The 26,571-nt window shown below is 36.1% G+C and carries 15 protein-coding genes; 12 read left to right on the top strand and 3 right to left on the bottom strand.

The annotated features are described in order from the left end of the window. The first annotated feature begins 1 nt into the window (after position 1). Positions 2-9,292 carry a CARDB domain-containing protein gene (locus Q5N74_RS01320; RefSeq protein ID WP_304386864.1) on the top strand — a complete coding sequence of 3,097 codons (9,291 nt, stop codon included), beginning with the start codon at positions 2-4 and terminating at the stop codon, positions 9,290-9,292. Positions 9,293-9,353: 61 nt separating this feature from the next. Beyond that, positions 9,354-9,542 (top strand): PID-CTERM protein-sorting domain-containing protein, encoded by a 189-nt coding sequence (locus Q5N74_RS01315; protein ID WP_304386863.1) that lies wholly within the window; start codon positions 9,354-9,356, stop codon positions 9,540-9,542. Positions 9,543-9,628: 86 nt separating this feature from the next. On the opposite strand, the gene murF is transcribed toward Q5N74_RS01315, so the two are convergent. Together murF and gldJ are read right to left on the bottom strand one after the other, a co-directional pair. Beyond that, positions 9,629-10,906: a UDP-N-acetylmuramoyl-tripeptide--D-alanyl-D-alanine ligase gene (gene murF, locus Q5N74_RS01310; RefSeq protein WP_304386861.1), complete on the bottom strand. Its 1,278-nt coding sequence runs from the start codon at positions 10,904-10,906 to the stop codon at positions 9,629-9,631. Positions 10,907-10,993: 87 nt separating this feature from the next. Beyond that, positions 10,994-12,685 (bottom strand): gliding motility lipoprotein GldJ, encoded by a 1,692-nt coding sequence (gene gldJ, locus Q5N74_RS01305; protein WP_304386860.1) that lies wholly within the window; start codon positions 12,683-12,685, stop codon positions 10,994-10,996. A 262-nt stretch (positions 12,686-12,947) separates the two neighbouring features. Between gldJ and porU the strand changes: the two genes are divergently transcribed. The 7 genes from porU to Q5N74_RS01270 all read left to right on the top strand — a co-directional run bounded on the left by porU (position 12,948) and on the right by Q5N74_RS01270 (position 23,333). Continuing rightward, complete coding sequence (gene porU / locus Q5N74_RS01300; protein WP_304386859.1) at positions 12,948-16,832, top strand: type IX secretion system sortase PorU; 3,885 nt, start codon at positions 12,948-12,950, stop codon at positions 16,830-16,832. A gap of 34 nt (positions 16,833-16,866) precedes the next feature. Continuing rightward, complete coding sequence (gene porV / locus Q5N74_RS01295) at positions 16,867-18,069, top strand: type IX secretion system outer membrane channel protein PorV (protein WP_304386858.1); 1,203 nt, start codon at positions 16,867-16,869, stop codon at positions 18,067-18,069. A gap of 152 nt (positions 18,070-18,221) precedes the next feature. Further along, positions 18,222-18,704: a cytidine deaminase gene (gene cdd / locus Q5N74_RS01290; protein ID WP_304386857.1), complete on the top strand. Its 483-nt coding sequence runs from the start codon at positions 18,222-18,224 to the stop codon at positions 18,702-18,704. A gap of 212 nt (positions 18,705-18,916) precedes the next feature. Beyond that, complete coding sequence (pdhA, locus tag Q5N74_RS01285) at positions 18,917-19,915, top strand: pyruvate dehydrogenase (acetyl-transferring) E1 component subunit alpha (protein WP_304386856.1); 999 nt, start codon at positions 18,917-18,919, stop codon at positions 19,913-19,915. Positions 19,916-19,918: 3 nt separating this feature from the next. Next, positions 19,919-21,535 carry a pyruvate dehydrogenase complex dihydrolipoamide acetyltransferase gene (locus Q5N74_RS01280; RefSeq protein WP_304386855.1) on the top strand — a complete coding sequence of 539 codons (1,617 nt, stop codon included), beginning with the start codon at positions 19,919-19,921 and terminating at the stop codon, positions 21,533-21,535. A gap of 93 nt (positions 21,536-21,628) precedes the next feature. Next, complete coding sequence (locus tag Q5N74_RS01275; protein WP_304386854.1) at positions 21,629-22,657, top strand: M28 family peptidase; 1,029 nt, start codon at positions 21,629-21,631, stop codon at positions 22,655-22,657. Continuing rightward, positions 22,650-23,333 carry an SDR family oxidoreductase gene (locus Q5N74_RS01270; protein ID WP_304386852.1) on the top strand — a complete coding sequence of 228 codons (684 nt, stop codon included), beginning with the start codon at positions 22,650-22,652 and terminating at the stop codon, positions 23,331-23,333. The genes Q5N74_RS01275 and Q5N74_RS01270 overlap by 8 nt, the downstream gene beginning before the upstream one ends. A 10-nt stretch (positions 23,334-23,343) precedes the next feature. On the opposite strand, the gene Q5N74_RS01265 is transcribed toward Q5N74_RS01270, so the two are convergent. Beyond that, positions 23,344-23,919: a hypothetical protein gene (locus Q5N74_RS01265; protein ID WP_304386850.1), complete on the bottom strand. Its 576-nt coding sequence runs from the start codon at positions 23,917-23,919 to the stop codon at positions 23,344-23,346. A 141-nt stretch (positions 23,920-24,060) separates the two neighbouring features. Between Q5N74_RS01265 and Q5N74_RS01260 the strand changes: the two genes are divergently transcribed. The 3 genes from Q5N74_RS01260 to Q5N74_RS01250 all read left to right on the top strand — a co-directional run bounded on the left by Q5N74_RS01260 (position 24,061) and on the right by Q5N74_RS01250 (position 26,531). Then, the gene (locus Q5N74_RS01260) at positions 24,061-24,696 is read left to right on the top strand and encodes an HAD family phosphatase (RefSeq protein WP_304386849.1); all 636 of its coding nucleotides are present in this window, start codon (positions 24,061-24,063) and stop codon (positions 24,694-24,696) included. An 81-nt stretch (positions 24,697-24,777) separates the two neighbouring features. Beyond that, on the top strand, positions 24,778-25,392 hold the full coding sequence (locus Q5N74_RS01255; protein ID WP_304386848.1) for a SprT-like domain-containing protein: 615 nt from the start codon (positions 24,778-24,780) through the stop codon (positions 25,390-25,392). Positions 25,393-25,448: 56 nt separating this feature from the next. Further along, entirely contained in the window at positions 25,449-26,531 is a 1,083-nt protein-coding gene (locus Q5N74_RS01250) for a mannose-1-phosphate guanylyltransferase (protein WP_304386847.1), read from the top strand. Positions 26,532-26,571 lie beyond the last annotated feature (40 nt).

Raw genomic sequence — 26,571 nt, 5'->3', positions numbered from 1 at the left:
TATGAGAGCGCTATTAACACAATTGCGCTTACCACCTATTAAATACAAATTTTGGATCATACTTTTAACTATTTGGGCAAGCTCAAATACTATAACAGCCCAAAGTATTACCCAATTAGAGTATTTTTTTGGTACCGATCCTGGTTTTGGTAATGGTACCACGGTAAACGTAACGTTAAATACAGGTGAGCTTTTGCAAGAAGCATTAAGCATCCCTACAACGGGTTTAAATAGTGGGTTTCATAGCCTGCAAATTAGAGCTCTAGACGATCAAGGCACTTGGGGTCTATACAACAAGTCTGCTTTTTATGTGGTAGATGATATTAGCGCACCCGGCAGTGATGCCGCATACCCGCTTGCCCGTGCCGAATATTGGTTTGATACAGACCCTGGTTTTGGCAATGGTACAGATATAGTGATTTCTGGCAGCCCAGACAGCGTACAACAAAGCTACGCCATTCCTATAGGTAGTTTAGCAGGTGGATTTCACAGTTTAGGTATCCGCGTACAAAACGAAAATGGGGTTTGGAGTTTATATAGAAAAAGTACATTTTATGTGGTAGATGATATTAGTGTGCCGGGTGGTGATGATGCATTCCCCCTTGCCGGGGCCGAATATTGGTTTGATGCAGACCCTGGACAAGGTGGCGGGACCGCCTTAACCATTTCTGACAGCCCAAATAGTACTACCCAGAGTTATCTAATACCCTTAGACGATTTAACGGGAGGTTTTCATAGTTTAGGTATCCGCGTACAAAACGAAAATGGGGTTTGGAGTTTATACCGAAGAAGCACTTTTTATGTGGTAGATGATATTAGTGCACCAGGAAGTGGCCCTATTGCCAACCTTACACGGGTAGAATACTGGTTTGATAACGACCCAGGTACAGGTAGTGGCACTAAAGTTTCTTTATCTGGAAACCCAAGTACTACAACCGAAAGTTTCCTAATTCCATTAGGCGCTTTAGGTACAGGGTTTCATAAATTAGGCATGCGTATTGAAAATGAAAATGGTACTTGGAGTTTATATGACAGACGGACTTTCTATATTTTTGAAAACGTAAACCAAGGTGGTGATGTTTCGCCGCTAGCGGATGCTGAAGTGTTATTTAATGCTAATTTAGGTTATGGCACCGGTAACGCGGTACCTATTACGCCAACAGGTAATCCAAATGAATATGTTGTAGAAATACCTGGTGATTTGGCATTGTGTGGTATTAGTAGTTTAAGTATTAGCGTTAAAAATGAAGACGGTACATACTCGCTTTACGAAACTATAACAGATATAGAAGTTGAAGATACAGATGGTCCAACCATACGTGTTTTTGAAGATGTTACTGTAGAACTAGGTGAAAATGGAGAAGGTTTTATTACTATAGACGATGTTAACAACGGCTCTTTTGATAATTGCGAATTAGCCTCTGTTGCCTTAGATGAACCACAAATAGATTTTACCTGTGCTGATTTAGGTGCAAATACGGTTACCGTAACGGCAACAGACACTAACGGATCAGAAACTACTTTAGGCGTTACTATTACTGTTGTTGACAGTGTGGCACCAGTGGCGCAAACTCAAAATATTACTGCAGAATTACAAAGCAATGGTAGTGTAAGTATTACAGCAGATCAAATAGACAATGGCTCTACAGATAACTGTGCGATAGCTAACTTTAGTTTAGATATAACTGCGTTTACCTGCGAGAACATTGGAGAAAACATAGTAACACTTACTGTAGAAGATACATCAGGTAATCAACATGCAGCAACTGCTACGGTAAATGTTGTAGATAATTTGGCACCAAATGCTAATGCCAGAAATATTTCAGTAACACTAGATGAAACTGGAAATGCATCTATAACTGTTGATGATATTGATATTTCTTCAGACAATTGTGGTATAACACAAAAGTCTATAGACATTGATACTTTTACATGTGATGATATTGGATTAAATACGGTAACATTAACTGTTGAAGATGCTCAAGGGCAATCTGATACAGATACTGCTATAGTTACGGTAATAGCTCCAGAGATTACTACCAACGATATTACTATAGAGCTCGATGCCAATGGAGAAGCCAGTATCACACCCGCCGATATTAACGGCGTTTTGTCTGAAAATTGTGGTTTTTCCAGTGTTAGTCTAAGTAAATCTACCTTTAATTGTAATGATTTAGGCGGCAATACGGTATCTCTTTTAGTCACCTATACAAATGGAAATACAGGAAGTAGTCCTGCTACGGTGACCGTTGAAGACAACATGAACCCAGTAGCAATCACTAAAAATATTTCGGTGTCACTAGACGCTTCTGGAAATGCTTCTATTACAGCAAATGATGTAGATGACAATTCAACAGATAATTGTAGTATTACTTCGCGTTCCATTGATATTGATAGTTTTACTTGTGCTAATTTAGGCGCTAATACGGTTACGCTTACCGTAGAAGATGCTTCTGGTAATAGCGACTCAGCAACGGCAATTGTAACTATAGAAGACAACACCAACCCTAATGTACTTACACAACCGGTAACTATTGTTTTAGACGCTACCGGCAATGCAAGTATATCTGTTAACGATGTAGATAATGGTTCTACAGATAATTGTGGTATAACTTCAAGAAGTTTAAGTCAAACCAATTTCTCTTGTAATAATTTAGGTACTAATTCAGTCTCTTTATTTGTTACAGACCAAAGTAATAATACTGTAAATGGTATTGCTATTATAACAGTCTTGGAAGGAGCAGCTAATTGTTCATCTACTTTAGATTCTGATGGAGATGGTGTAATAGATACTTTAGATTGCGCACCTAATGATGCAACTATAAGTGCGACTATAACATATTATGTAGACAACGATGGTGATGGTTTTGGAACCACTCCAGAGGATATTTGTTCTAATACAGCACCTACAGGCTATGCAACTGTTGATGGCGATTGTAATGATACTGATGCTACTGTAAACCCAGGAGCTACAGAAGTTGCTTATGATGGTATTGATAATGATTGTGATCCTGCTACGTTGGATGATGATTTAGATGAAGACGGATTTGTACTTGCAAATGATTGTGATGATACCGATGCCAGTATTAGCAACACAGTAACTTACTATGTTGATGCTGATGGCGATGGTTTCGGGTCTACTTTAGAAAACATCTGTTCTAACATTACTCCTGATGGTTATGCAACTGTTGGAGGGGATTGTGATGATACCGACAACACTGTAAATCCTAACGCTATTGAGATAGCTGGTAATGGTAAAGATGATGATTGTAATCCGGATACACCAGATAGTGCATCAGATATAGATGATGATGGTGATGGATTTACAGAAAACCAAGGTGATTGTGATGACACTGATGCCGATATTAACCCAATTGCGCAGTTCTTTGCGTTCTCTGGTAACCCAGGTTTTGTTGCTACTATTATTGATCCATTAGTTGGTGCTCCAATAGACGATTATAATTTGGAGGTAATCTTCACTGATACTAGAAACATAATACCCCAGTTTGGTTATCCAAGAGTCATATTTGATTATGATGCCGATGGCGTATTTAATACTGCCAATGATAAGACTATAGTGTTAACTGAAGGAAATGCGACAGACACCAATATAGCAGATGGTAAATTATATGTAGGTACTATTTCACCGCTTGAGGCAAATACTGAATATGAAATTTTTACTGAAGTAGTAATAGATGGTTGTTCAACCATATTTGGCCCATTTGATGCGCCAGATGTATTAACACAATCAGATATTGAAATCTTTGCTAATGATATCGTATTTGACAATCCAAATCCAGAGCCTTCGAGCCTGTTACAAATCACTGCTACAATTCATAATGCTAGTGATTTGCCAGCGGAGAATTTCTTTGTAGGATTATTGAATGAATGGGATCCAACAATTCCTTATCCAGACTTACTGGTGCCATATATTGCACCAAATAGTAGTGAGCAAGTGGTATGGAACATTACAACTCCAGATGAAATAGGTTGGATGCCAATGCGTGTATCTATTGATGTTACTAATGTTATTAACGAGAGTAATGAATTAGATAATAATGCGGTAAGACCATTTACTAATGGCGATTACAATGTTCCAGGAACAATAGTGGTTGATGTAAATGTTACGCCTTCTATAGTGAATATTAATTATCCAAGTGTAAGAGTGAGTGGTTATGCATACTATGATGATACGGCTGTTGAACTTGAAGACCCAAGTGTTGCGGGTGCTACCGTCGATATCTTTATAGAAGATTTAAATCGAACCATTCAAGTACATACAAATAGTAATGGTATTTTCTCGACTTCATTTAGTGCTAGTAATAATGTTGGAACGTATACAGTAACAGCAGAAGTTACAGATTACACATTAACAGGAGCAGGATCTGATACCTTTGAAATTGTTTACAACCCAATATCCGATTGGGGGATTTCTGTTGCTTACGATGATAATTCTATTTTAGAAGGAGGAACCACAAGTGGTAAAATCACTGTTTATAATAATGGAGATCAAACCCTTCCAGCAACTACTGTCGATTTCGCCCAATTTGGCGGAGTACCAATATTACCAAATTCTTATGCAGTGCCTGGGTTAATGGAAGATGAAAGCCATATTATTGATTTAGATGTCATGACTTTTGCAACTGCCGGAACGTATAATATTAGAGGTACAGTTATTACACCTAATACAGTTACAGAAGCCTATACAAGCAACAATACAAGTATAGATTACCTTCAGGTTCTCGTAGGGTTACCGGATTTAATACCTTGGTCTGGACCTAGGTCATCGAGTTTCTTTTGTAATTCAAACTTAACACCAACGTTTAGTGTTCGTAATGCAGGTAATGTACCAGCTGGTAGTTTTGATGTTGAAGTAGATATTTATGAAGGTTCAACCTTTATAGGTACGGAAACACATACAATTTCAGGTCTAAATAATGGTCAATCTGCAAGCTTTAGTTTAGCATATACCTATCCATCTGAAGGAAGTTACAACTTCGATGTACGCGTCGATGTACCAATAGCCAGTAATGGAGTAGTAAGTGAATTAAGAGAGAATAATAATATAGCTAGTTATTCAAGAACACTGTCAGAATGTAAACCTGATCTTACTGTTTCAGGCTGTGGTGGAGATATGGTCGTGGAACCAATCGATCCAGGCAATGTAGCAACTAATACTTATAGAACCACTGTGACTAATAGTGGAAATGCTACAGCTATAGCGCCATTTGATGTTCAATTTCAAGTAGTTGGAGGAGCATTTAGTACAGTAACTGTTAGCGATAATATTGAGCCAGGTGGATCAGTATCTGTAGAAGTAGAAATGCCATTTGCTGGCATTAATGAAGAATTAATTGTTACAGCAGATACTGGTGGTATAATTAATGAATTGAATGAAACTAATAATTCGAATAGTAGTCAGTTATGTCATGAATTTTATCTTACGCCACCGTGCGGTGCTTCTGGAGGTCAATTCTGGGGTAAAAATGAATTCATACAATTCTCAACAGTTGTTCCTTGGATTAAGTTGCATAACCAATATTTATATGCTGCTTCAGAGGTAGATGTTAAATTCGAGGTTCAAACGCCTTCTTCAGGAGGTTTCATAGAATTGAGTCAAGAATCAGAAGAAAACATTCTCGGTTGTCACGCAGGTTGTAGCTTAAGTAGAAGCTATGTGATGAACAATTCATTTGTCTTTGCTGAGACAGGAAACTATACCTTTAGATGGACTGCTGACCCAGATGGTGCTTATCAAGAGTGTGATGACACCAATAATGTTTATATCAGAACAATAAATGTGAAAAACTTACCTGATATGCGCGTATTGAGTCAATTCATTAATCCAGACATTCTAAATCCAGCAGTTGGAGAAGCTGTAAGCTTTGATATCACTTATGAAAACATTGCATTCCCAAATACTGGTGAAGAAATGGATTTCGATATTTATGTAGACGAAGTATTCTTGGAAAGAATCGAAAACGTACCTGGTTTGTTAAGCAATACAAATAGTACAGTATCAGTTTCAACACCTTGGTTATCTACAACGGCTGGAGCTCATATTGTGCGAATTATTATCGATTCTAAAGGTGAGATTATAGAAACCAATGAATTGAATAATGAAGCAACAAGGGCTATAATAGTTGGTGAAGCTGCGAACTTATTCTTCAAAGAATTTGGAGTAGATAATGAATCGCCACTTATATCTCAGGTTTTACAAATTAATGGTGTTATTGAAAATAATGGAGATATAAATGTGGATGCTGAAGTAGAGTTCTATTATGTAGACAATAATGGACAGGAGCAATATTTAGGTAAGCAGGATATATCTGTAGTTGCTGGAGGTGAAGTTCCAGTAAGTTATAACTGGGATGTAAGTGATACTGAAACTACCATTATAGGTAGAATTGTTAACCCCAGTGTAATAGAGTTTGATGAAAACGATAATGAAGCTAGTGCAGATATTAGTAGTGGATTAAGCGTAAGCTTTGTTACAACTGAAGCTTGTGAATTAACAGAAGAGCTTGGTAGTGCTACAGCTAATGCAACAGGTAGTTCTGGAAACTATTCCTATGAGTGGAATACAGGTGAAACAACCCAAACAATAAATAAACCTGCTGGCACCTATATAGTAACAGTAACAGATATTGGAACAGATGAAATGATTGAAATTTCAGTCACTATAACACAGGGAGAAGATTGTATCGATTATTGTCCAGATGATGACGATAAAATTTATCCTGGGCTTTGTGGTTGTGGCACACCCGATACAGATACAGATGGAGATGGAATTGCAGATTGTGACGATGCAGAAGTAAATTCTCCATGTCCAGATGATGTAGATGAAAATGGTGTATCTATTAACGACTGTAGTCCTAATGCCACGGATGACGATGATGACGGTTTTAGCGAAAATGAAGGCGATTGTGACGATACCAATCCTAATATTAGTCCTAATGCTACGGAAGTGCCATATGACGGCATCGATAACGATTGTAATCCTAGCACATTGGATGATGATTTAGATGAAGATGGATTTGTTTTAGCAAACGATTGTAACGACAATGACGATTCTGTAGACGCTACTACGACCTATTATGTTGATAGTGACGGTGATGGTTACGGAACAACAGCCGAGGCTATTTGTTCAGCAACAGTGCCAAATGGTTATGCTGAGGTTTCTGGTGATTGTGATGATACGAATGCTCAGATAAATCCAGGAGCAACAGAAGTATCTTATGACGGTGTTGATAACGATTGTAACCCAGAAACTCGTGATGATGATTTGGATGCAGATGGTTTCGATTTAGCAAACGATTGTAACGATGCAGATGGTACCGTAAATACAGTTACTATTTATTATGTCGATACAGACGGTGATGGTTACGGAAGAACAGCCGAGGCTATTTGTTCAGCAACAGTGCCAAATGGTTATGCAGAGGTTGCTGGTGATTGTGATGACACGAATGCAGGTGTTAATCCAGGTGCGACAGAAGTTGTTGATGGTATAGATAACAACTGTGATGGTATTATAGATGAGGGTGTTATTGGAAATCCTGTCTGGACAGGTTATTTAGGAACCGATTGGTCCGTTGAAGGTAATTGGGAGGGCGGTTTTTCTCCTGGTTTATCAATCAATTCAGATGTTAAAATTTCTGGAGGATTGTCCAATTACCCAATATTGGAAACAGGTCAAAATTTAAGTGTTTCTGAAGGAGGAAGTTTAACCATTGAGAGTGGTGCGTCCCTAATAGTAAGCCCGTCCGTAGTCATTACAAATAATGGGGTTATTACAGTAGTTGGTAGTTTGACTATGCAGTCAGATACTTCGGGGTCTGCGTACATAGGTGAAAGTACGGGTGTTTTTGTTGGAGATGTAACTGTCGAACGTTATATTCCTGCAAGAAGAGCATTTCGTCAATTAAGTTCGCCAGTAACAACAAGTGATTTCATTTCCAATAATTGGCAACAAGGTACTCATATTACAGGGTCTATTGCGGGAGCTAATGGTTTTGATGCTACAGGTACTGGTAATCCGTCCATGTATATGTTTGACAATAATTCTTACAGTTATGTGTCCATGCCCAATACAGATGGCACAAACTTAGTTACAGGTCAAGGCTATCATATTTTAGTAAGAGGCGATAGAACAATCGATTTAACAAACAATTCACCGGAGCCTTCTGAAACAGTTTTAAGAGCAACCGGTGTTCTGGTTGGAGAAAATGCAGGTACGAGTACTATTGAAGTCGATGTTCCTGTTCAGCGCTTTGTGTTTTTCGGGAATCCATTTCAGGCTCCTGTAGATATGAGTGAGATTTTATTCCAGAATACAATTAATATTGCTCCTGTTTTTTATTGGGTTTGGGATCCAAATATAGGTAATAGAGGTGCTTATGCCACAGTGTATGCTGCACTAGGTACTGCAACTGCTGGTAATGCAAATCAATTTTTACAGCCAGGTCAGGCGGGTTGGGTGTATACAGGCGGTGCTGGTTTAGCATCATTAGACTTTACACAGGCTAGTAAAAACACATCTATGTTAGAGACGGATGTGTTTAAAACTGTTGCTAAAAAAGCGAGTACAGGACAGTTGCGTTTAAAGTTATTTGAAACCAGTGCATTGGCAGCAAGCCAATCGGAAGCAGATGGTGTCCTGGTTCTTTTTGATAATGCTGGAAATAACGGCATTGATGAAAATGACGCGCCTAAATTAACGAACCTAGATGAGAATTTCGCAACATCAAATGACGGTGTGTTATTAGGTGTTGAAAGTAGAGCAACTCCTGAGATTTTAGAGCAAATTCCATTGGAAATTAATACGTATCGTTATAGTGATTATACCATTGTGGCGGAAGGTATAGAGTTGCAAGGTGCAATACCTTACTTGCTGGATACGTATACGAATGTATCTACCGTAGTGCCTCAAAATGGGGTTGTGAATTACTCCTATACTATAGATGAGAGTGTTCCTGAATCAATAGCAGGTGATCGATTTGTGATTGGTTTTTCTTCTCAGACTTTAACTAGTCTAAAATGGAGTGTTCAGGATATTGTACTATATCCAAACCCAACTGCTGAAGGCAGGTTCTTCTTAGATATTCCTAAAAACATGAATGACCTAGAAGTGACTATTTACAATACTTTGGGAGCGAAGTTGTTTTATGAAACAGGGTTTAAAGCGAGTCAACACATCGCTATTAAAACAAATTTCACTAGGGAACAAGGTGTATATTTCGTAAATTTAACTTCAAACGGAGTAACAACTATTAAAAGAATAATTATTAATTAACCATTAAAAACTAAATATTATGGAAATTAAAAGTAGCTTTTCGTTGAAAAAAACGAGTATCATGCTGGTCATATTTATGATGACATGTACTTCAGGTTTGTTTGCTTTAAGTTCTCCTGACGTTCCTCCCGACCCACCGTTAGAAGATGGTGATTCTATTCCTTTAGATGGAGGGCTTGCTGTTCTTTTAGTTGGGGCTTCAGCATTTGGAATTAAAAAGTTACGAGACCAAAAGAACGGTTCAGTATAAATAATTAAGAATTGATATTTAATTAACTTAGAAAAAGGCTTTCCGTGTGGAAAGCCTTTTTATTAAATGTGTGTTTGTTTTTTCTGCTACAGCAGGTCTAAAATACGCTCCATAGCCATACCACGAGAACCTTTTATTAGAAGTGTGTTTTTGGTTATTTTAGAAGAATCAAATGCGTTTTTAAAATCATTAAAATTCTTGTATGACTTGGTGTTGTTTGGGTTTATTTTAGTTTTGAAAAAATGTTCTCCAATCAAAATAGTCTGAAAGTTTAAAGTTTCAACTAAGTTAACAATGTTTTGATGTTCTGTTTCGGCATCATTTCCTAATTCAAACATATCACCTAAAAAAGCAATTTTGTTAGTGTCGTTTAGTTTTTCAAAATTCATTATAGCCACCTGCATGCTGGTTGGGTTGGCATTATAGGCATCTAAAATAATTTTATTAGACCCTTTTATAATGACTTGCGACCGGTTATTTGTAGGCATATAGTTTTCTATACCCGCTTTTATAGCTAGGTCATCTACCTTAAAGTAATTGGCAATGGCTATAGCTGCCGCAATATTATTAAAGTTGTATTCGCCAATTAAATGGCTTTGTATGTCTAAATGATTGTAAGCAACAGAAACATTGGGTTGTGCCTCTACAAAATTTATTTGAACATCAAAGTTTGTATCGTTTCCGAATATGAATGTATGCGATTGTTTTGTTTTGTCTAACTGAATGATATCTTGTGCGTTAACAAATATGATTTTCTTGTTTTCATCTAAAAAATTATACAATTCACTTTTGGCCTTAATAACGCCTTCAACGCTTCCAAAACCTTCTAAATGTGCTTTGCCAAAGTTTGTTATATAACCGTAATCTGGTTTTGCAATGTGGCACAAAAATTCGATTTCTTTTAGGTGATTTGCGCCCATCTCAACAATACCAATTTCGGTGCATTTGGACATGGAAAGGAGTGTTAATGGCACACCTATATGATTGTTTAAATTACCTACTGTGGCTGTGGTTTTAAATTTTTGAGACAGTGTCGCGTTAATAAGCTCTTTGGTTGTTGTTTTTCCATTACTACCTGTAAGTGCTATAATAGGAATATTTAAAAAAGTGCGATGAAATGCTGCTAATGCTTGCAGGGTCTCAAGGACGTTTTCTACTAAAATGGTGTTGGAAGTTGTGTTAAACTCGGCTTCGTCAATAATGCTATACTTGGCACCACTTTGTATGGCTTGTTGCGCATAAGTGTTACCATTAAAGTTGTCTCCTTTAAGAGCGAAGAACAAGTCGTTAGGTTGAATTTTTCTAGTGTCTGTACATGCGTTTGCGCATTCTAAGAAAAGCGTATGTAGTTGTTCTATTTGCAAAAGATAGTGGTATTAGGTTTTAAAAATAAATGTATTAAAAAAGTCCTAACATTTGCTAGGACTTTTTTAATTATTTAGAAGTTGTAATTAACTTTTCTTTTTTTGGTTTGATTTAGATTTAGAACCAACACGCGACATGGCGCATCTAAATCCAATATAATCGGTAGCCATATCTTGCGGGAAGTAGCGTCTTTGTGCTGGGTCTAACCAGTACTCTCTATCTTTCCAAGAACCACCTTTGTAAACGCGAACTTCATCATTTATCATTGAAGTTCTGTTGTTTGATTTGTCATATTCTCTAACTAGTTTTCCTTCTGAATCTCTGGAAACAACGTTGTTAGGAGAGTTATACATTTTTCGAGTTTCACTTTTTTTACCGTTAGAATCCTCTTCTTCACTGAAATCATCAAAACGTCTAGATGATTGTCTATCACCATCTCTAAAGTTTATTTGGTCACTCTTGTCAAAGTTGGCACGTAAATACGTTTCATTTTCATCAACAGGAACTTGTAATATTTCACCTGGTAAATTTCTAGCAATTACTTTTCCGTTTGATAGCGTGTCATAAACAATGTTATCTACAGTTACTATTTGTATCGTACCATCTTCACTAATAGCGTTTTTGGTGTAAACGTTACCACGGTAGTAGTTGAAATCATTAAATTCATCATCAACAATAGGTCTGTAAACATCGGCTACCCATTCGGCAACGTTACCTGCCATATCGTATAAGCCAAAATCATTTGGTTCGTAAGATTTAACAGCATTGGTAATATCAGCACCATCATCAGACCATCCTGCGATTCCGCCGTAATCACCTTTACCTTGTTTAAAGTTGGCTAGTTGGTCACCTCTGTATTTACGAGAACCATTACGTGTGTATTGTCCGTCCCATGGGTATTTTTTACGACCACGGTATAAGTTATAGCTTCTAATTTCGCTTAATCCTAAAGCAGCATATTCCCATTCTGTTTCAGTTGGGAGTCTGTACTTAGGTGTAATAAGTCCTGTTTCTCTAGTAGCGTAAATATTAGTTTCGTTACCATCGGCATCCGTTCTTGCAAATCTTTTATTACCACGTTCTGGGTTAATAACTTCTTCGTTTCCACCATATGTAGAGGTGGGTGTGTTTACGTATGTGTCTATGCTAAACGTTGATTCTGCGTTAACGTCTACTATTTTAGCGTCACGTTTTAAGTAGCCTGCTTGTTCTAAGTTATATTCGTTTACACGATCTGATCTCCAGTTAGCAAATTCAACTGCTTGAATCCAGCTTACACCTACAACAGGGTATTCACCATATCCTGGGTGACGCAAATAATTTTCCGTCATAACTTCATTAAAGCCTAATCGGTTTCTCCAAACAAGAGTATCAGGTAATGCTCCATGGTAAATGGCTCTGAAGTTTTCGTCGGTTGGTGGGTAAACACGTTTAGTCCAATCTAAATACTCCATGTACATAGCATTGGTAACCTCTGTTTCATCCATATAAAAAGACTGTACGTGTTGTTGATTGGGCGTATTATTCCAATCGTGCATCACGTCATCTTGAACACGACCTTTTGTGAACGTTCCACCTTCAACAAAGACAAGTCCTGGAGACGTTTCTTGTTCTTTAAAGTCTGTATTGTACTGAAAACCACCTTCTCTGGAATTAATATCCCATCCAGTAGCCCTTGAGCTGTTTTTTGAACTCGAAGATTTTTTACAACTAGTTGTAACTATAGTTAACGCTAAAACTAATAAAACCTTGAATGCTACTACTTTTTTCATATTCATACGTTTAAGTAAGCTAATAATATTTTGGTGCTGCAATATAAGAATTAAACCGAATACTACAAGCTATTTTGTGGGATTTGTTCAAAAAAATGTGTATTTCACCCTGTTTTTTAATCATTACATCGATGTTTTTAGAGCTTTTTAACCTTCTTTTGATTTATATTAACGCAAGATTAAGTCATTTATTATTGTATTTTTGCTTCAGTTTTTAATTTTGTTATTTTTTTAATAATATCACGACTTTAATAACGTTAGTTTAGCAATGAAAGAGAAATTTTTACTTTTACTATTTATATGTTGTTCGGTTGTGTTTGCGCAACAGCAAAAATTCACCATTAATTGGGAGTCTTCTCAAAAGATTTCAGGGGGAACTTATACTTTAGAAATTCCGTCATTTAATAAGGAGAACTTTAGTTTTGGTTTTGATGAAGGCTTACAGTTTGTTTCGCAGTGGTCTGTTTCTAATCCAGTAAACGAATCTTCAATTGCGGTTGCTAATGTATCTTATGCTACTATTTCTAAAAACGATTTAAAGGACTTAGATGTTTCAACAATTCCAACAGAATTACGTTTCAGTTTAAAAAATGCGGTGGCAAGAGATAAACAATTTGCAGTATTTCAATTAACACCTATTATTAAGGAAGCAAATGGTAGTTTTAAAAAAGTAACTTCATTTCAAATTAATTATTCAGCTGGAGGTAGTTCGAGCAGAATTTCTTCATTAAATAAAGTAAATAATACGAATGCCATTTCAAATTCGGTTTTAAATACTGGTGAATGGCATCGGTTTTATGTAGATACCACTGGGGTTTTTAAATTATCGAAAAGTTTTTTACAACGACTTGGTGTTAAAGTGAATGATATTGACCCTAGGACAATTAAGTTATATGGTAATGGTGGACGTATGATTCCTAATTCTAACGCAGTGGCATATCCATTCGATATTGAGGAAAATGCCATAAAGTTTGTAGGTGAGGCAGATGGTGTGTTTAATAATGAAGATTATCTTTTGTTTTATGCACAAGGCCCAAAAGAATATAACCAGGAAAGTAATACTAATATAAACTGTTTTGCAGACAAGACCTATTATTACATTAGTACAGGTACGGGTTTAGGGAAACGTGTTCAGCCATTTGTGCAACCTAGTGGTACTGTCGATTTAGAGATTAATACGTATGAAGATTATAAATTTCATGAAGTAGATCAGTACAATATAGCATTTTTAGGAAGGCGTTGGTTTGGTAATCGCTTTGATGTGGCTGTCGATAAAACATTTAATTTCGATTTTCCTGATTTAGTAACAACATCACCGGTTCGGTTAAAGGTGTATGTAGCAGCGGCTTCATCTACACAAACGTCTATGAAATTAACGGTGAATGGAACTGCCGTTTCTACATTGTCTATTGCAGGTGCGTCCACTCCTAGTTTAGCAAATGAGTCTGTTTATAATAACAATATCAATGTAAGTGGTTCTAAAATTGCGGTGGGGCTTAATTATGATAAACAAGGGAACCCAAGTGCTTTAGGGTATTTAGATTATATTTCTTTAGAGGCGACGCGGGCATTAAAATTTAATAATAAGCAGTTTCAATTTAAAAAGAATGTCGTGTCATCGTCTTCCGGAATCGCTCAATACACCCTAGAAAATGCGACGCAAGTTTTAGAAGTTTGGGATGTGACTGATATTTATAATGTATCGAATGTATTAAATACAGATGCTGCTGCTACTTTAAGTTTTAAGGCAAACATGGGGGTTTTAAGAAATTATGTAGCTGTAACGTCTCAAGATTATTTTGAGCCTAAGTTCGATTCTAAAACGACTTTAAGCAATCAGAATATAAAAGGTACCGTGTTTTTAAATAGCGAGGGACAGTTTGAAGATGTGGATTATATTATTGTAGCACCAGAAAACATGCTTACTCAAGCGGAGCGTTTGGCACAAATAAATAGAACCCAGTATAATTTAAATGTAAAAGTTTTTAGTTTAACGAGTATTTATAATGAGTTCAGCACAGGTAATCAAGATATTGGAGCTATTAGGAATTTAGTGAAGTATGTTTATGATAATGCGAGTGCGCCTGAAAAGAAAATAAAGTACTTGTGTATGTTTGGCGATGGATCCTTCGACTATAAAAACCGAGTGCCCAATAATACGAACATTGTGCCCTCGTGGCATTCCTATAGTAGCTTTAACTTGACAAGCTCATTTGTATCTGATGATTTTTATGGTATGATGGATGCTAATGAAGGCACCATGGCAACAAGTGATAAATTAGATATTGCAGTGGGGCGTGTTTTGGCTGATACACCGCAACGTGCTAAAGAGTTGGTTGATAAGGTGGAACTGTATTATAATAAAGACTCTTTTGGTAGCTGGCGAAATAATTTTGTAGTTGTTTCAGACGATGTTGATAAAGATTGGGAAGGTATTTTGCAAGAAACGACTGATAATGTTGGGAATCTGGTAATGAATAATAAGCCATTTATGAATGTGGTTAAAATTCATACGGATGCATTTCAACAAGAAACTTCCGCAGGAGGAAATAGATATCCACAAGTAACGAATGAATTTGTAAATGCCATTGATAACGGAGCACTTGTTGTTAATTATTTTGGACATGGTGGTGAAGATGGGTTGGCGCAAGAGCGTATTTTATTAAAACCAGACATTGAAGGCTTTCGTAATTTTAATAAATTCAACTGCTTTGTAACTGTAACCTGTGAATATACCAAGTTTGATAACCCTTACAGGCAAACAGCAGGTGAGTTCACTTATTGGAATAAACAAGCGGGTGCTATTGGTTTAATAACAACTACCAGACAGATATTTGTGAATTTTGCCATTTCGTTCAATAATTTATTGGGTCAATATCTGTTTTCTTATAGTGATGATGATACGTATGAGGATTATGAATATCCGTCTATGGCTGAAGCTCTAAGATTAACAAAAAATAATCCATCCATATCTGGTCAAAGTCAAAACAGACTCATCTTTTTTATTGGAGATCCAGCCATGAAATTGGTGTTTCCAAAACCGAGTGTTAAGCTTACAAAAATTAACGATGTACCTGTTGGGCAATCTACAGATACTTTAAAGGCGTTAAGTTATGTGAAATTGGCTGGTGAAGTAACCGATTTATCAGGGAACCCGCTTACCAGTTATAACGGGACACTTTCAGTAACTATTTATGATAAAGATATTGATAGACAAACATTAGCAAACGATGGTACTACGCTGAATGGTAAATTAGTGAAGCTTGATTTTCAAACCCTTGGCGAAATTATATTTAGAGGGCAAGCATCGGTTAAAGGAGGTCAATTTGAGTTCGATTTTGTGGTGCCGAAAGACATTAGTATTCCTGTTGGTTTTGGTAAAGTGAGTTTTTACTCAAAAAATGAGGCTCTACTAGAAGATCAAACAGGAGCGAGTGTCAATACCGTAAAAATTGGTGGATTAAATAACAATGCGGAAGTCGATAATATAGGGCCGGTTATTGCGCTTTATATGAATGATGAAAACTTTGTATCTGGAGGTATTACAAATGAATCACCTACCTTATTAGCAAAGTTAAATGATGCAAACGGTATAAATACAGCTAGTGGTATTGGGCATGATATTGTCGCTATAATAGATGGTGATGAAACAAACCCGATTGTTTTAAATGATTATTATCAAACAGAAGTGGATGACTATCAAAAAGGTGTGGTGAGTTTTCCGTTTCGAGATTTAGCACCTGGACTCCATACATTAACGCTTAAGGCTTGGGATGTGTATAATAACTCTTCTGTGTCTGAAATTCAATTTATTGTGTTTGATAAAGATGAAGTACTTCAAATTAATAATGTGCTTAATTATCCAAATCCGTTCGTAAATTACACCGAATTTTGGTTTAATCACAATAGTTCGGCACCTTTAAACGTTTCTATACAGATATTCACCGTCTCAGGTAAGTTGGTTAGAACCTTAAATGGGCAAACTTCTGGCGGAGCCATAACCAATAGTTCATTGTCAAGAGATATTGTGTGGGATGGTAGAGACGATTTTGGAGATAGAATAGGTAAGGGTGTTTATATTTATAAGTTAACTGTTCAGTCAGATCTTCTCAATAAAAAAGTTGAAAAAATAGAGAAACTTGTTATCCTCTAATAAAAATTTATATTTGTCAAATAAAAATTAATTCATGAAGAACCAACTATTGCTATTAATAGCCTTTGTTTTTGTTGTTAAAGCAAGTGCGCAAGAAACCATTATTTTTCCAAATCAAGATAGAAGAGTTATTACAACGGGTATTCCGTTTTTGTTAATTGCACCAGATGCCAGAGCAGCGGCTTTGGGAGATATGGGGGTTGCAACTGGTGTAGATGCCTTTTCTCAACAATGGAATTCATCAAAATATGCATTTTCAGAAGCCAAGTCGGGAGTAGGAGTAAGTTACACACCTTATTTAAGTAAATTGGTTAATGATATATTTTTAGGAAATGTCACGTATTTTAATCGTTTAGACGAACGAAGTGCTTTTGCAGCTAGTTTAAGATATTTCTCTTTAGGTGATATTGAGTTTGTTGATAATGAGTTTGATGAGCCTAGAATTCAAAGACCAAGTGAATTATCTATCGATGCATCGTACGCATTACGATTAAGTGATCAATTTGCTATGTCTGTTGCCATGCGTTATTTGCGCTCAGATTTAAGAATACAAGGTGTAGATGGTGATGCTTCTGCAGCTAATACTTTTGGAGTCGATATTTCAGGATACTATCAAAGTGAAGAAGAGGCGTATTCAGATTTTAATGGACGCTGGAGAATGGGGTTTGCGATTCAAAATATAGGACCTAAATTTAAATATGATGCCGGAGGAATCGAAAACTTTCAGCCTACAAATTTACGTTTAGGAACTGGTTTCGATTTTATATTCGATCAATACAACAAAATAGCGGTAACTGCTGAGGTTACAAAATTATTAGTGCCAACACCTCCTGTTTATGGGTATGTTGATACGGATGGTGATGAGGAGCAAGGTAGTGATGAGCCTACTATTATTGTTGCAGGTAAAGATCCTAATGTTGATTTTATATCAGGTATGTTTCAGTCGTTTGGCGATGCGCCCGATGGTTTTAGTGAAGAGTTAAAAGAATTTACATGGTCGTTAGGTGCTGAATATGTGTATCAAGATTCCTTTGCTTTTAGAATGGGGTATTTTAATGAAAGTGAAGATAAAGGCGCTAGAAAATTTTTAGCTTTAGGTGCTGGTTTTAAGGCAAATGTGGTTAATATCGATTTATCATATTTATTTTCAGCATCCAAAGTGCAAAGCCCTTTAGAAAATACACTACGTTTTTCTTTAACCTTCAATATTGGAGCAGGGGAATACCGCGAGTATTAAAAAATTGTATCAAAATTGAGGTGAGTTTTGACTATGAAAGTATCTTAAATTCTCATCAATCATAAAATCAAAGTAGACAAAAAAACTATTGCAAACCGCAATAGTTTTTTTGTCTTAAATAGTTTCTTAACTTTATTAAAAAAGAAAATTATATGAAGGAAGTGAAAATCGAATCTACATTATATGTTTATGAAGCTATGGAAGAACTTCCTAAAGAAGCCGTTAGTTTAATGCATAAAGCTTTTGAAGCTAGAGATAAAGCCTATGCGCCTTATTCTAATTTTAATGTAGGTGCCGCCATACTTTTAGATAACGGTGAAGTTATTACAGGAAATAACCAAGAAAATGCCTCGTACCCGTCTGGTTTGTGTGCAGAGCGTACGGCCATTTATTATGCAGGGTCGCAATACCCAGAAGCTAAAGTTGTAAGAATGGCCATTTCTGCGTCTTCAAAAAACAAACCAACTTTAAGTCCTATTCCTCCATGTGGTGCATGCAGGCAAGCCATTGCTGAATATGAGGTGAAACAGGCATCTCCAATCGAGATTTATTTTATGGGAAAATCTGGTAAAATTGCCAAATCGGAATCTTTAGCTAACTTATTGCCGCTTGTTTTCGATAAATCGGTACTCTAGTTTTTTGCGATTTTGATAGATTTTTGAAAATTTCAATCGTTTGAAATTTTCAAAACATTAATAATCTTTGTTAAAAATTATTAAATAAGCAATTTTGAACTTAATGTGCTGATTTTTTATATATTTTTAAGACTTTAAGCGTAATGCATTTTTGCAATAAGTCACAATGTATTACTTTTGTATTTCGTGTAATTAAAATTTAATAGGAGTCGATGCAAAAAATCACAAAAGAGGTTTACCTCAAATGGTACGAAGACATGTTATTCTGGAGGAAGTTTGAAGACAAACTTGCAGCCGTTTACATTCAACAAAAAGTAAGAGGATTTCTTCATTTATATAACGGTCAAGAAGCTGTGTTAGCAGGTGCTTTGCACGCTATGGATTTGACTAAAGATAAAATGATTACTGCTTATAGAAACCACGTGCAACCAATAGGTATGGGTGTAGATCCAAAACGTGTTATGGCAGAATTATATGGTAAGGTTACTGGTACTTCTAAAGGTATGGGTGGTTCAATGCATATTTTTTCTAAAGAATTTCGTTTTTATGGTGGTCATGGTATCGTAGGAGGTCAAATTCCTTTAGGTGCAGGTATTGCCTTTGGTGATAAATTTCACGGCGTTGATGGTGTAACCATTTGTTGTTTTGGTGATGGTGCTGCAAGACAAGGGTCTCTTCATGAAACTTTTAATTTAGCGATGCTTTGGAATCTTCCTGTAGTATTTGTTTGTGAAAACAACGGATATGCCATGGGAACCTCTGTAGAGCGTACTGCAAACCATACTGAAATTTGGAAACTAGGTTTAGGCTATGATATGCCATGTGGACCTGTGGATGGTATGAACCCTATTAAAGTGGCGGAAGCATTTGATGAAGCAATTCAGCGTGCACGTCGTGGTGACGGACCAACATTCTTAGAATTGAAAACGTACCGTTATAGAGGGCATTCCATGAGTGATGCACAACACTATAGAACGAAAGCAGAAGTTGAAGAATACAAAAAAATCGATCCTATTACACAAGTGAAAGATGTTATTCTTGAAAAGAATTATGCAAGCGAAGATGATATTAAAGTTATTGATAAGCGTGTGAAGGATTTAGTTGCAGAATGTGAAAAATTTGCAGACGAATCTCCATACCCAGAAACACAACAACTTTACGATATGGTTTACGAACAAGAAGATTATCCATTTATTAAACACAAAATATAAGTTATGGCTATAGTAGTAAATATGCCGCGTTTAAGCGATACGATGGAAGAAGGAACTGTTGCAACTTGGTTAAAAAAAGTTGGAGACAAAATAATTGAAGGTGATATTTTAGCTGAAATAGAAACTGATAAAGCCACTATGGAATTTGAGTCTTTTAACGAAGGGACTTTACTTCATATTGGTGTGCAAGAAGGAGAAACAACGAAGGTTGATGAACTTTTAGCAATTATTGGTGATGAAGGAGAAGATATTTCTGGTTTACTAGGTGGTGGTTCTGCTAAAGAAGAAGCTGCTCCAGAAAGTAAAGAAGCGCCAGCTGAAACTGCTGCATCTCCAGCAAAAGAAGAGGCTCCTGCATCAGCAGAATTACCAGAAGGTGTTATTGTTGTAACCATGCCACGATTAAGTGATACCATGGAAGAAGGTACTGTGGCAACATGGCTTAAAAAGGTTGGTGATAAGGTTGCTGAAGGTGATATTTTAGCAGAAATTGAAACTGATAAAGCGACTATGGAATTTGAATCATTCCAATCAGGTACTTTATTATTTATAGGATTACAAGAAGGTGAATCGGCTAAAGTCGATGCATTATTAGCCATTATTGGCCCTGCAGGAACAGATGTTTCTGGAGTTGCTTCAAGTTTTTCAACAGCAGCACCAGCTAAACAAGAAGTTCCAAAACAAGATGCTCCTAAAGCTGAAGCAAAAGCAGATGCTCCTAAGGCGGAAGTGAAAGCATCAAAACCAGTTGCGACTACAACTGCTAATGGTCGTTTATTCATATCGCCATTAGCGAAAAAAATAGCAGAAGAGAAAGGTATTAACGTATCTCAAGTACAAGGTTCTGGTGAAAATGGACGTATTGTAAAAACAGATATCGAGAACTATGTGCCTGCAACATCTGGTGCTTCAGTTGGTAAATTTGTTCCAGCTGGACAAGAAGATTTTGAAGACATTCCAAACTCGCAAATGCGTAAAGCGATTGCAAAGGCGTTGACAAACTCTAAGTTTTCTGCACCTCACTATTATTTAAGTGTAGAATTCGATATGGAAAATGCGATTGCATTCCGTACACAATTTAACACAGTTCCAGATACTAAAATATCTTATAACGATATTGTTGTTAAGGCTTGTGCTTTAGCATTAAAACAACATCCGCAAGTAAACTCACAATGGTTTGCAGATAAAATGCGTTTAAATAACCATGTACATATTGGTGTAGCAGTAGCTGTGCCAGATGGTTTGGTTGTACCGGTAGTAAAATTCGCAAACGAACAAAGTTTACAACAAATAGGTGGAGCTGTTAGAGAACTTGCAGGTAAAGCTAAAAATAAAAAGTTGACACCTCAAGAAATGGACGGTAGTACGTTTACAGTTTCTAACTTAGGTATGTTTGGTATTGATACGTTTACATCTATTATTAACCAACCAAATTCGGCGATTCTTTCTGTTGGAAATATTGTTGAGAAACCAGTGGTTAAAAATGGGCAGATTGTAGTTGGGAATACCATGAAATTATCTTTAGCCTGCGACCACAGAACGGTTGATGGTGCTACAGGGGCACAATTCCTTCAAACATTGAAAGGATATATTGAAAACCCAGTAACCATGTTGGTATAACAAATTCCTGCCAAGGCAGAAATATTATAATTTTAAAAAACCTGTTTCATATTTGAAGCAGGTTTTTTTTATCTTTAAACTCAAATAAAATTTATGAAAAAATCAGTCTTCCTTTTAGTACTTATTATTGTGATGGGTTGTAAATCTTCAACAGTAATTATAAACAATACAGATTCTAGTCAAAATGTGATTCCAAAACCTTCAAAAGGGGATGTTATTATGACTTCTTCTTCAAAAGCATCCAGTAATAAATTGGCAACAAGTGAAGAGTTAAAGGAGATAGTAAGCTTTTTAGCTTCCGATGATTTAAAAGGTAGAGACACAGGTTCAGAAGGTATAGAAAAAGCGGCTGTTTATATCGAGACTATTTTTCGTAAAAACAATATAAAGCCCTATTACAAAACTTATAGAGATAGTTTTAATTTGAAAGGGATGCATGCGTATAATATAGTTGGTTTTATTGAAGGGAATGATGAGACTCTTAAAAATGAAATTGTTATTATTGGTGCACATTACGACCATATTGGTTCTGCCAAAAAAGTGGGTGATGATACCATTGCAAATGGTGCTAACGATAACGCTGCTGGAACCAGTGGTGTTTTAGAAATCGCTGAATATTTTGCAGAAACAAGAACGAATAAACGTAGTATCCTAATTGCATTGTTTTCAGCAGAAGAAAAAGGACTTAAAGGCTCGGAGCATTTAGCTAAAAAGTTGAAGGCCGAAAATATAGATTTATACACCATGTTGAATTTTGAGATGATTGGTGTGCCGTTTGTGGGTCGTCCATATGATGCCTTTCTTACTGGGTATGATTTATCCAATATGTCTGCTAAAATAAATGAATACACCAATTCAAATCTTACCGGGTTTTCAGAAGTTTCAAAAAAGTATGATTTATTTACCCATTCTGATAATTATGCCTTTTATAAAGAGTTTAAATTGCCTTGTCAGACTTTTTCAAGCTGCGATTTATCCAATTACGATTATTACCACCATGTAGATGATGAGGCGGATAAACTAGATTATAACCATATGGCAAGCCTAATAAATAAAGTGATTCCGGCAATAGAAACCATTTGCAATACACCAACCAAAGAAATTACAATGAACCATGAGTAAAAATATAATTATAACAGGAACTAGTCGGGGAATTGGTTTTGAATTGGTGCAACTTTTTGCAAATGCAGGCCATCAAGTATTAGCGCTTTCGCGGAATGAAAAGCCAATTCAGGATTTAAAATTGAAGAATGTTACGGCATTTTCATTGGATTTAAATGATGCTGAAGCTTACAAAAAAGTAGAGAATTTTATTGATAGTGATTGGGAGTATGTAGATGTTTTAATCAACAATGCGGGAGTCTTGTTAAATAAGCCATTTTCTGAGATTTCTATGAATGATTTTGAAAACGTTTATAAAACCAACGTTTTTGGTGTTGCCGAATTAACCCGAATCGTTTTACCATTTATGAAGAAAGAAAGCCATGTGGTAACCATTAGTTCTATGGGTGGTGTACAAGGTAGTATGAAGTTTCCAGGCTTGGCAGCGTACAGTTCTAGTAAAGCAGCTGTAATAACCTTAACGGAGCTGTTAGCTGAAGAATATAAAGAATCTGGCATTTCGTTTAATGTATTAGCCTTAGGAGCTGTTCAAACCGAGATGTTGGAAGAAGCATTTCCTGGTTATATAGCAGGAACTTCAGCATTAGAAATGGCGCAATATATTTTGGACTTTTCCCTTAACGGAAATAAATATTACAATGGCAAAATGTTACAGGTATCTAATTCTACGCCTTAAGTTAGTAGTGTTATTTGTTTATAGGAAAAGATAAACCTAAAGCAGCTGCACCACTAAATTGGTCAACGGTCGGGTGAAAATAATAGGTAAAAGCGATTTCAACACCATTATCGGCACCTAAAGCAAGCCCCATAGTAAACGGGATATGGACGATTATCCCTTTTTTTTCTTTAAAATTGGAAGGTGTATGAGTGACAAAATTACCAATAGACGTACCTATACCCAATTCTAAATAAGGAGCTACATAAGGAATAGGGGCTGCAATTCGTGCTTTTCCTCCAAGAAGAAAGGCTTTTGATGTTACGGCGTATTCAGATAAATAAGGGTCTGTGTTGGTGCTGCTTGGAGATGTTGATATAAATCCAGCGTAAGGTCGAACACCAAACCATCTACTTAAAGCCATTACATATTCAGCTTGTACATAAAAACCAGATCCTATGATATTGTAGTCCTCATAAGAGCCACTCATGCCTAAGCCTATTGAAGCTTGAATAAATTCCCCTTTTTTAGGTTGCCCCATGGCTGTGTTTGAGAAAGATATAATGAGCAAAGTAGCTATAAAAATACCACGTAAAGTGTCAGACATATCGGTTGTTTTTTAAAACGCAATAATATCATTTTTTCAGCAATAATTATATGGCTATTTTATTATTTGTAAATAAATTCTTTGGCTGGGTTGCTTGCGTGAATACTTTTAATATTTTTATCTACTAATAGAATTTAGATTATGAGTAAATACAAATGTGTTATTTTCGATTGTGACGGTGTTTTGGTAGATAGCGAGCCCATAAGCATTCAAATATTGGTAGATATGGCTAATGGTTATGGAGCTAATATTGATTTGGCTTATGGCATGAAACACTTTAAAGGGAGTTTTTTTGATGCGTGTAAAACCAAAATAGCACAATTATCTAATAAATCTATACCAGATTCTTTTCAAGAAGATTATAGACAACAGAGCTTTGAGGCATTTAAAAAAAACATGCAAGCTGTTAAAGGCGTGAAACATGTTTTAGATAATTTGAATGTGCCCTTTTGTGTCGCTTCTAGTGGTCCTGAAGATAAAATTAAACTTAATTTGGGGTTAGCGGGTTTGTTGCCTTATTTTGAAACTAAAATATTTAGTTGTTACGCTATTAGCAAATGGAAGCCAGACCCTGCTGTGTTTTTATGGGCAGCAGAAACTATGGGCTTTAAACCAAGTGAATGTTTGGTTATTGAAGATAGTTTGTCTGGCGTAAAAGCAGCTAAAAATGGAGGTTTTGATGTGTTTGGTTTTACGGCTCACGATTATAATGAGGAATTAAAAACAGAAGCAACCAAGACATTCGATAGTATGGACGCCTTATTGGGTATGATTTGATTTTTATAAGTTTTAACAAATTTTAGTTTATCAATAAAATCAATTCGTTCTACTTTAAAGAATTCCTGTATTTTTGCATCGATGCAAAATAAACTTCAAGATTATATTTCACCTAATGCAGTACCGCAAGTTTTAAAACTTTTGGAACATGAACATTTGGTGGTTAAAGTTAAAAACGAACGTAAAACCCGTCATGGCGATTATATGCGTTTGCCTCACGGTAAGCATCAAATTACAATCAATTCAAATTTAAATGAGTATCGTTTTTTAATTACCCTTATTCATGAAATCGCACATTTTGAGGCTTATAAAAGGTTTGGGCGTTTTATAAAACCACATGGTGTTGAATGGAAAAAAACCTTTCAGCATTTAATGTTACCGTTTTTAAACCCAGATATTTTTCCAATAGAGTTATTGCCTTTGCTGGCGAAACATTTTAAAAACCCCAAGGCATCTAGTGATAGCGATGTTGTTTTAGCGTTAGCATTGAAGCAATTTGACGAGCCTAATAATAAAACCTTTATTTTTGAAGTGCCTTTAGGGGAAACCTTTAAATTATATAACGGTAAAATTTTCATTAAAGGGAGGAAACGTACCAAACGGTATGAATGTGTAGAGGTTAAAACGGGGCGGTTGTACCTTTTTAATCCGAATGCAGAAGTAGATGTAATTCCGGTAAAAGCAGGAATATTATAAGCAGCTTAAATAGTTAAAATTAATAAATCCTTCTTTTTTGAAGGTCTTTAAAACATATGATTAACAAAAATAATTACGCCATATTAATGGCAGGTGGTGTAGGTTCAAGGTTTTGGCCAGTAAGTACAGAAGCATTTCCAAAACAGTTTCACGATATGTTGGGAACGGGTGATACCCTTTTACAGAAAACATTTCAAAGGTTATCACATTTAATTCCGAAGGAAAATATATTTATTTTAACCAACGAACGCTATAATGATTTGGTTTTTGAACAACTTCCTGGAGTGACGCAGCGCCAAGTGCTGTTAGAACCTGCTATGCGTAATACAGCTCCATGTATTTTGTATGCATCGTTGAAAATTCAGAAGGAAAACCCAGATGCGGTGGTAATCGTAGCGCCAAGTGACCATTGGATTGAAGACGAAACAACATTCACAAAAAATGTAAAACAAGCTTTTGACTTTTGTTCAGAAAATAATGCTTTAATGACGCTGGGTATTCAGCCCACTTTTCCAAATACAGGTTATGGGTATATTGAGTTTGATAAAGTTTCCGCAGAAGAAATAAAGCAAGTCAATCAATTTAGAGAAAAACCAGATTACGAAACCGCAAAACAATTCATCTCACAAGGGAATTTCTTGTGGAATGCGGGTATTTTTATGTGGAGTGTGAAAAGTGTTGTGAATGCTTTTAAAAATAATCAACCGAGTTTATACACCCTTTTTGAAAGTGGTATAAGCGCTTACAATACTAATTTGGAAGCCGATTTTATAAAAGAGAATTATCCGAAGGCTGAAAATGTATCGGTAGATTATGCTATTATGGAAACCTCTAATAATGTATATGTAATTGCAGCAGAGTTTGATTGGAACGATTTAGGAACTTGGGGTAGTTTGTATGATAAATTAGATAAAGATGCTTCTAGTAACGCGGTAGTACACGCGAGAACCTTAACGGAAGACGCTTCTGGTAACATGATTAGAACCCAAGGCGATAAAATTGTAGTGGTTGATGGTTTGCAAGATTATATTATAGTTGATAAGGAAGATGTGTTACTTATCTATCCTAAAACAAAGGAGCAGGATATTAAAAAAGTGCTTCAAAAGGTGAAGGATAAATTCGGAAAACATTACGGATAATCGATTATAGTTAATTGTAATAGTATTCTGTAATTCATAG

The organism is Mariniflexile sp. AS56 (assembly GCF_030552475.1).
In the GTDB taxonomy this organism is placed as follows: domain Bacteria; phylum Bacteroidota; class Bacteroidia; order Flavobacteriales; family Flavobacteriaceae; genus Mariniflexile.
Note: the sequence above shows the minus strand (reverse complement) of the source record. Positions and strands in the feature narration are given on the sequence as shown.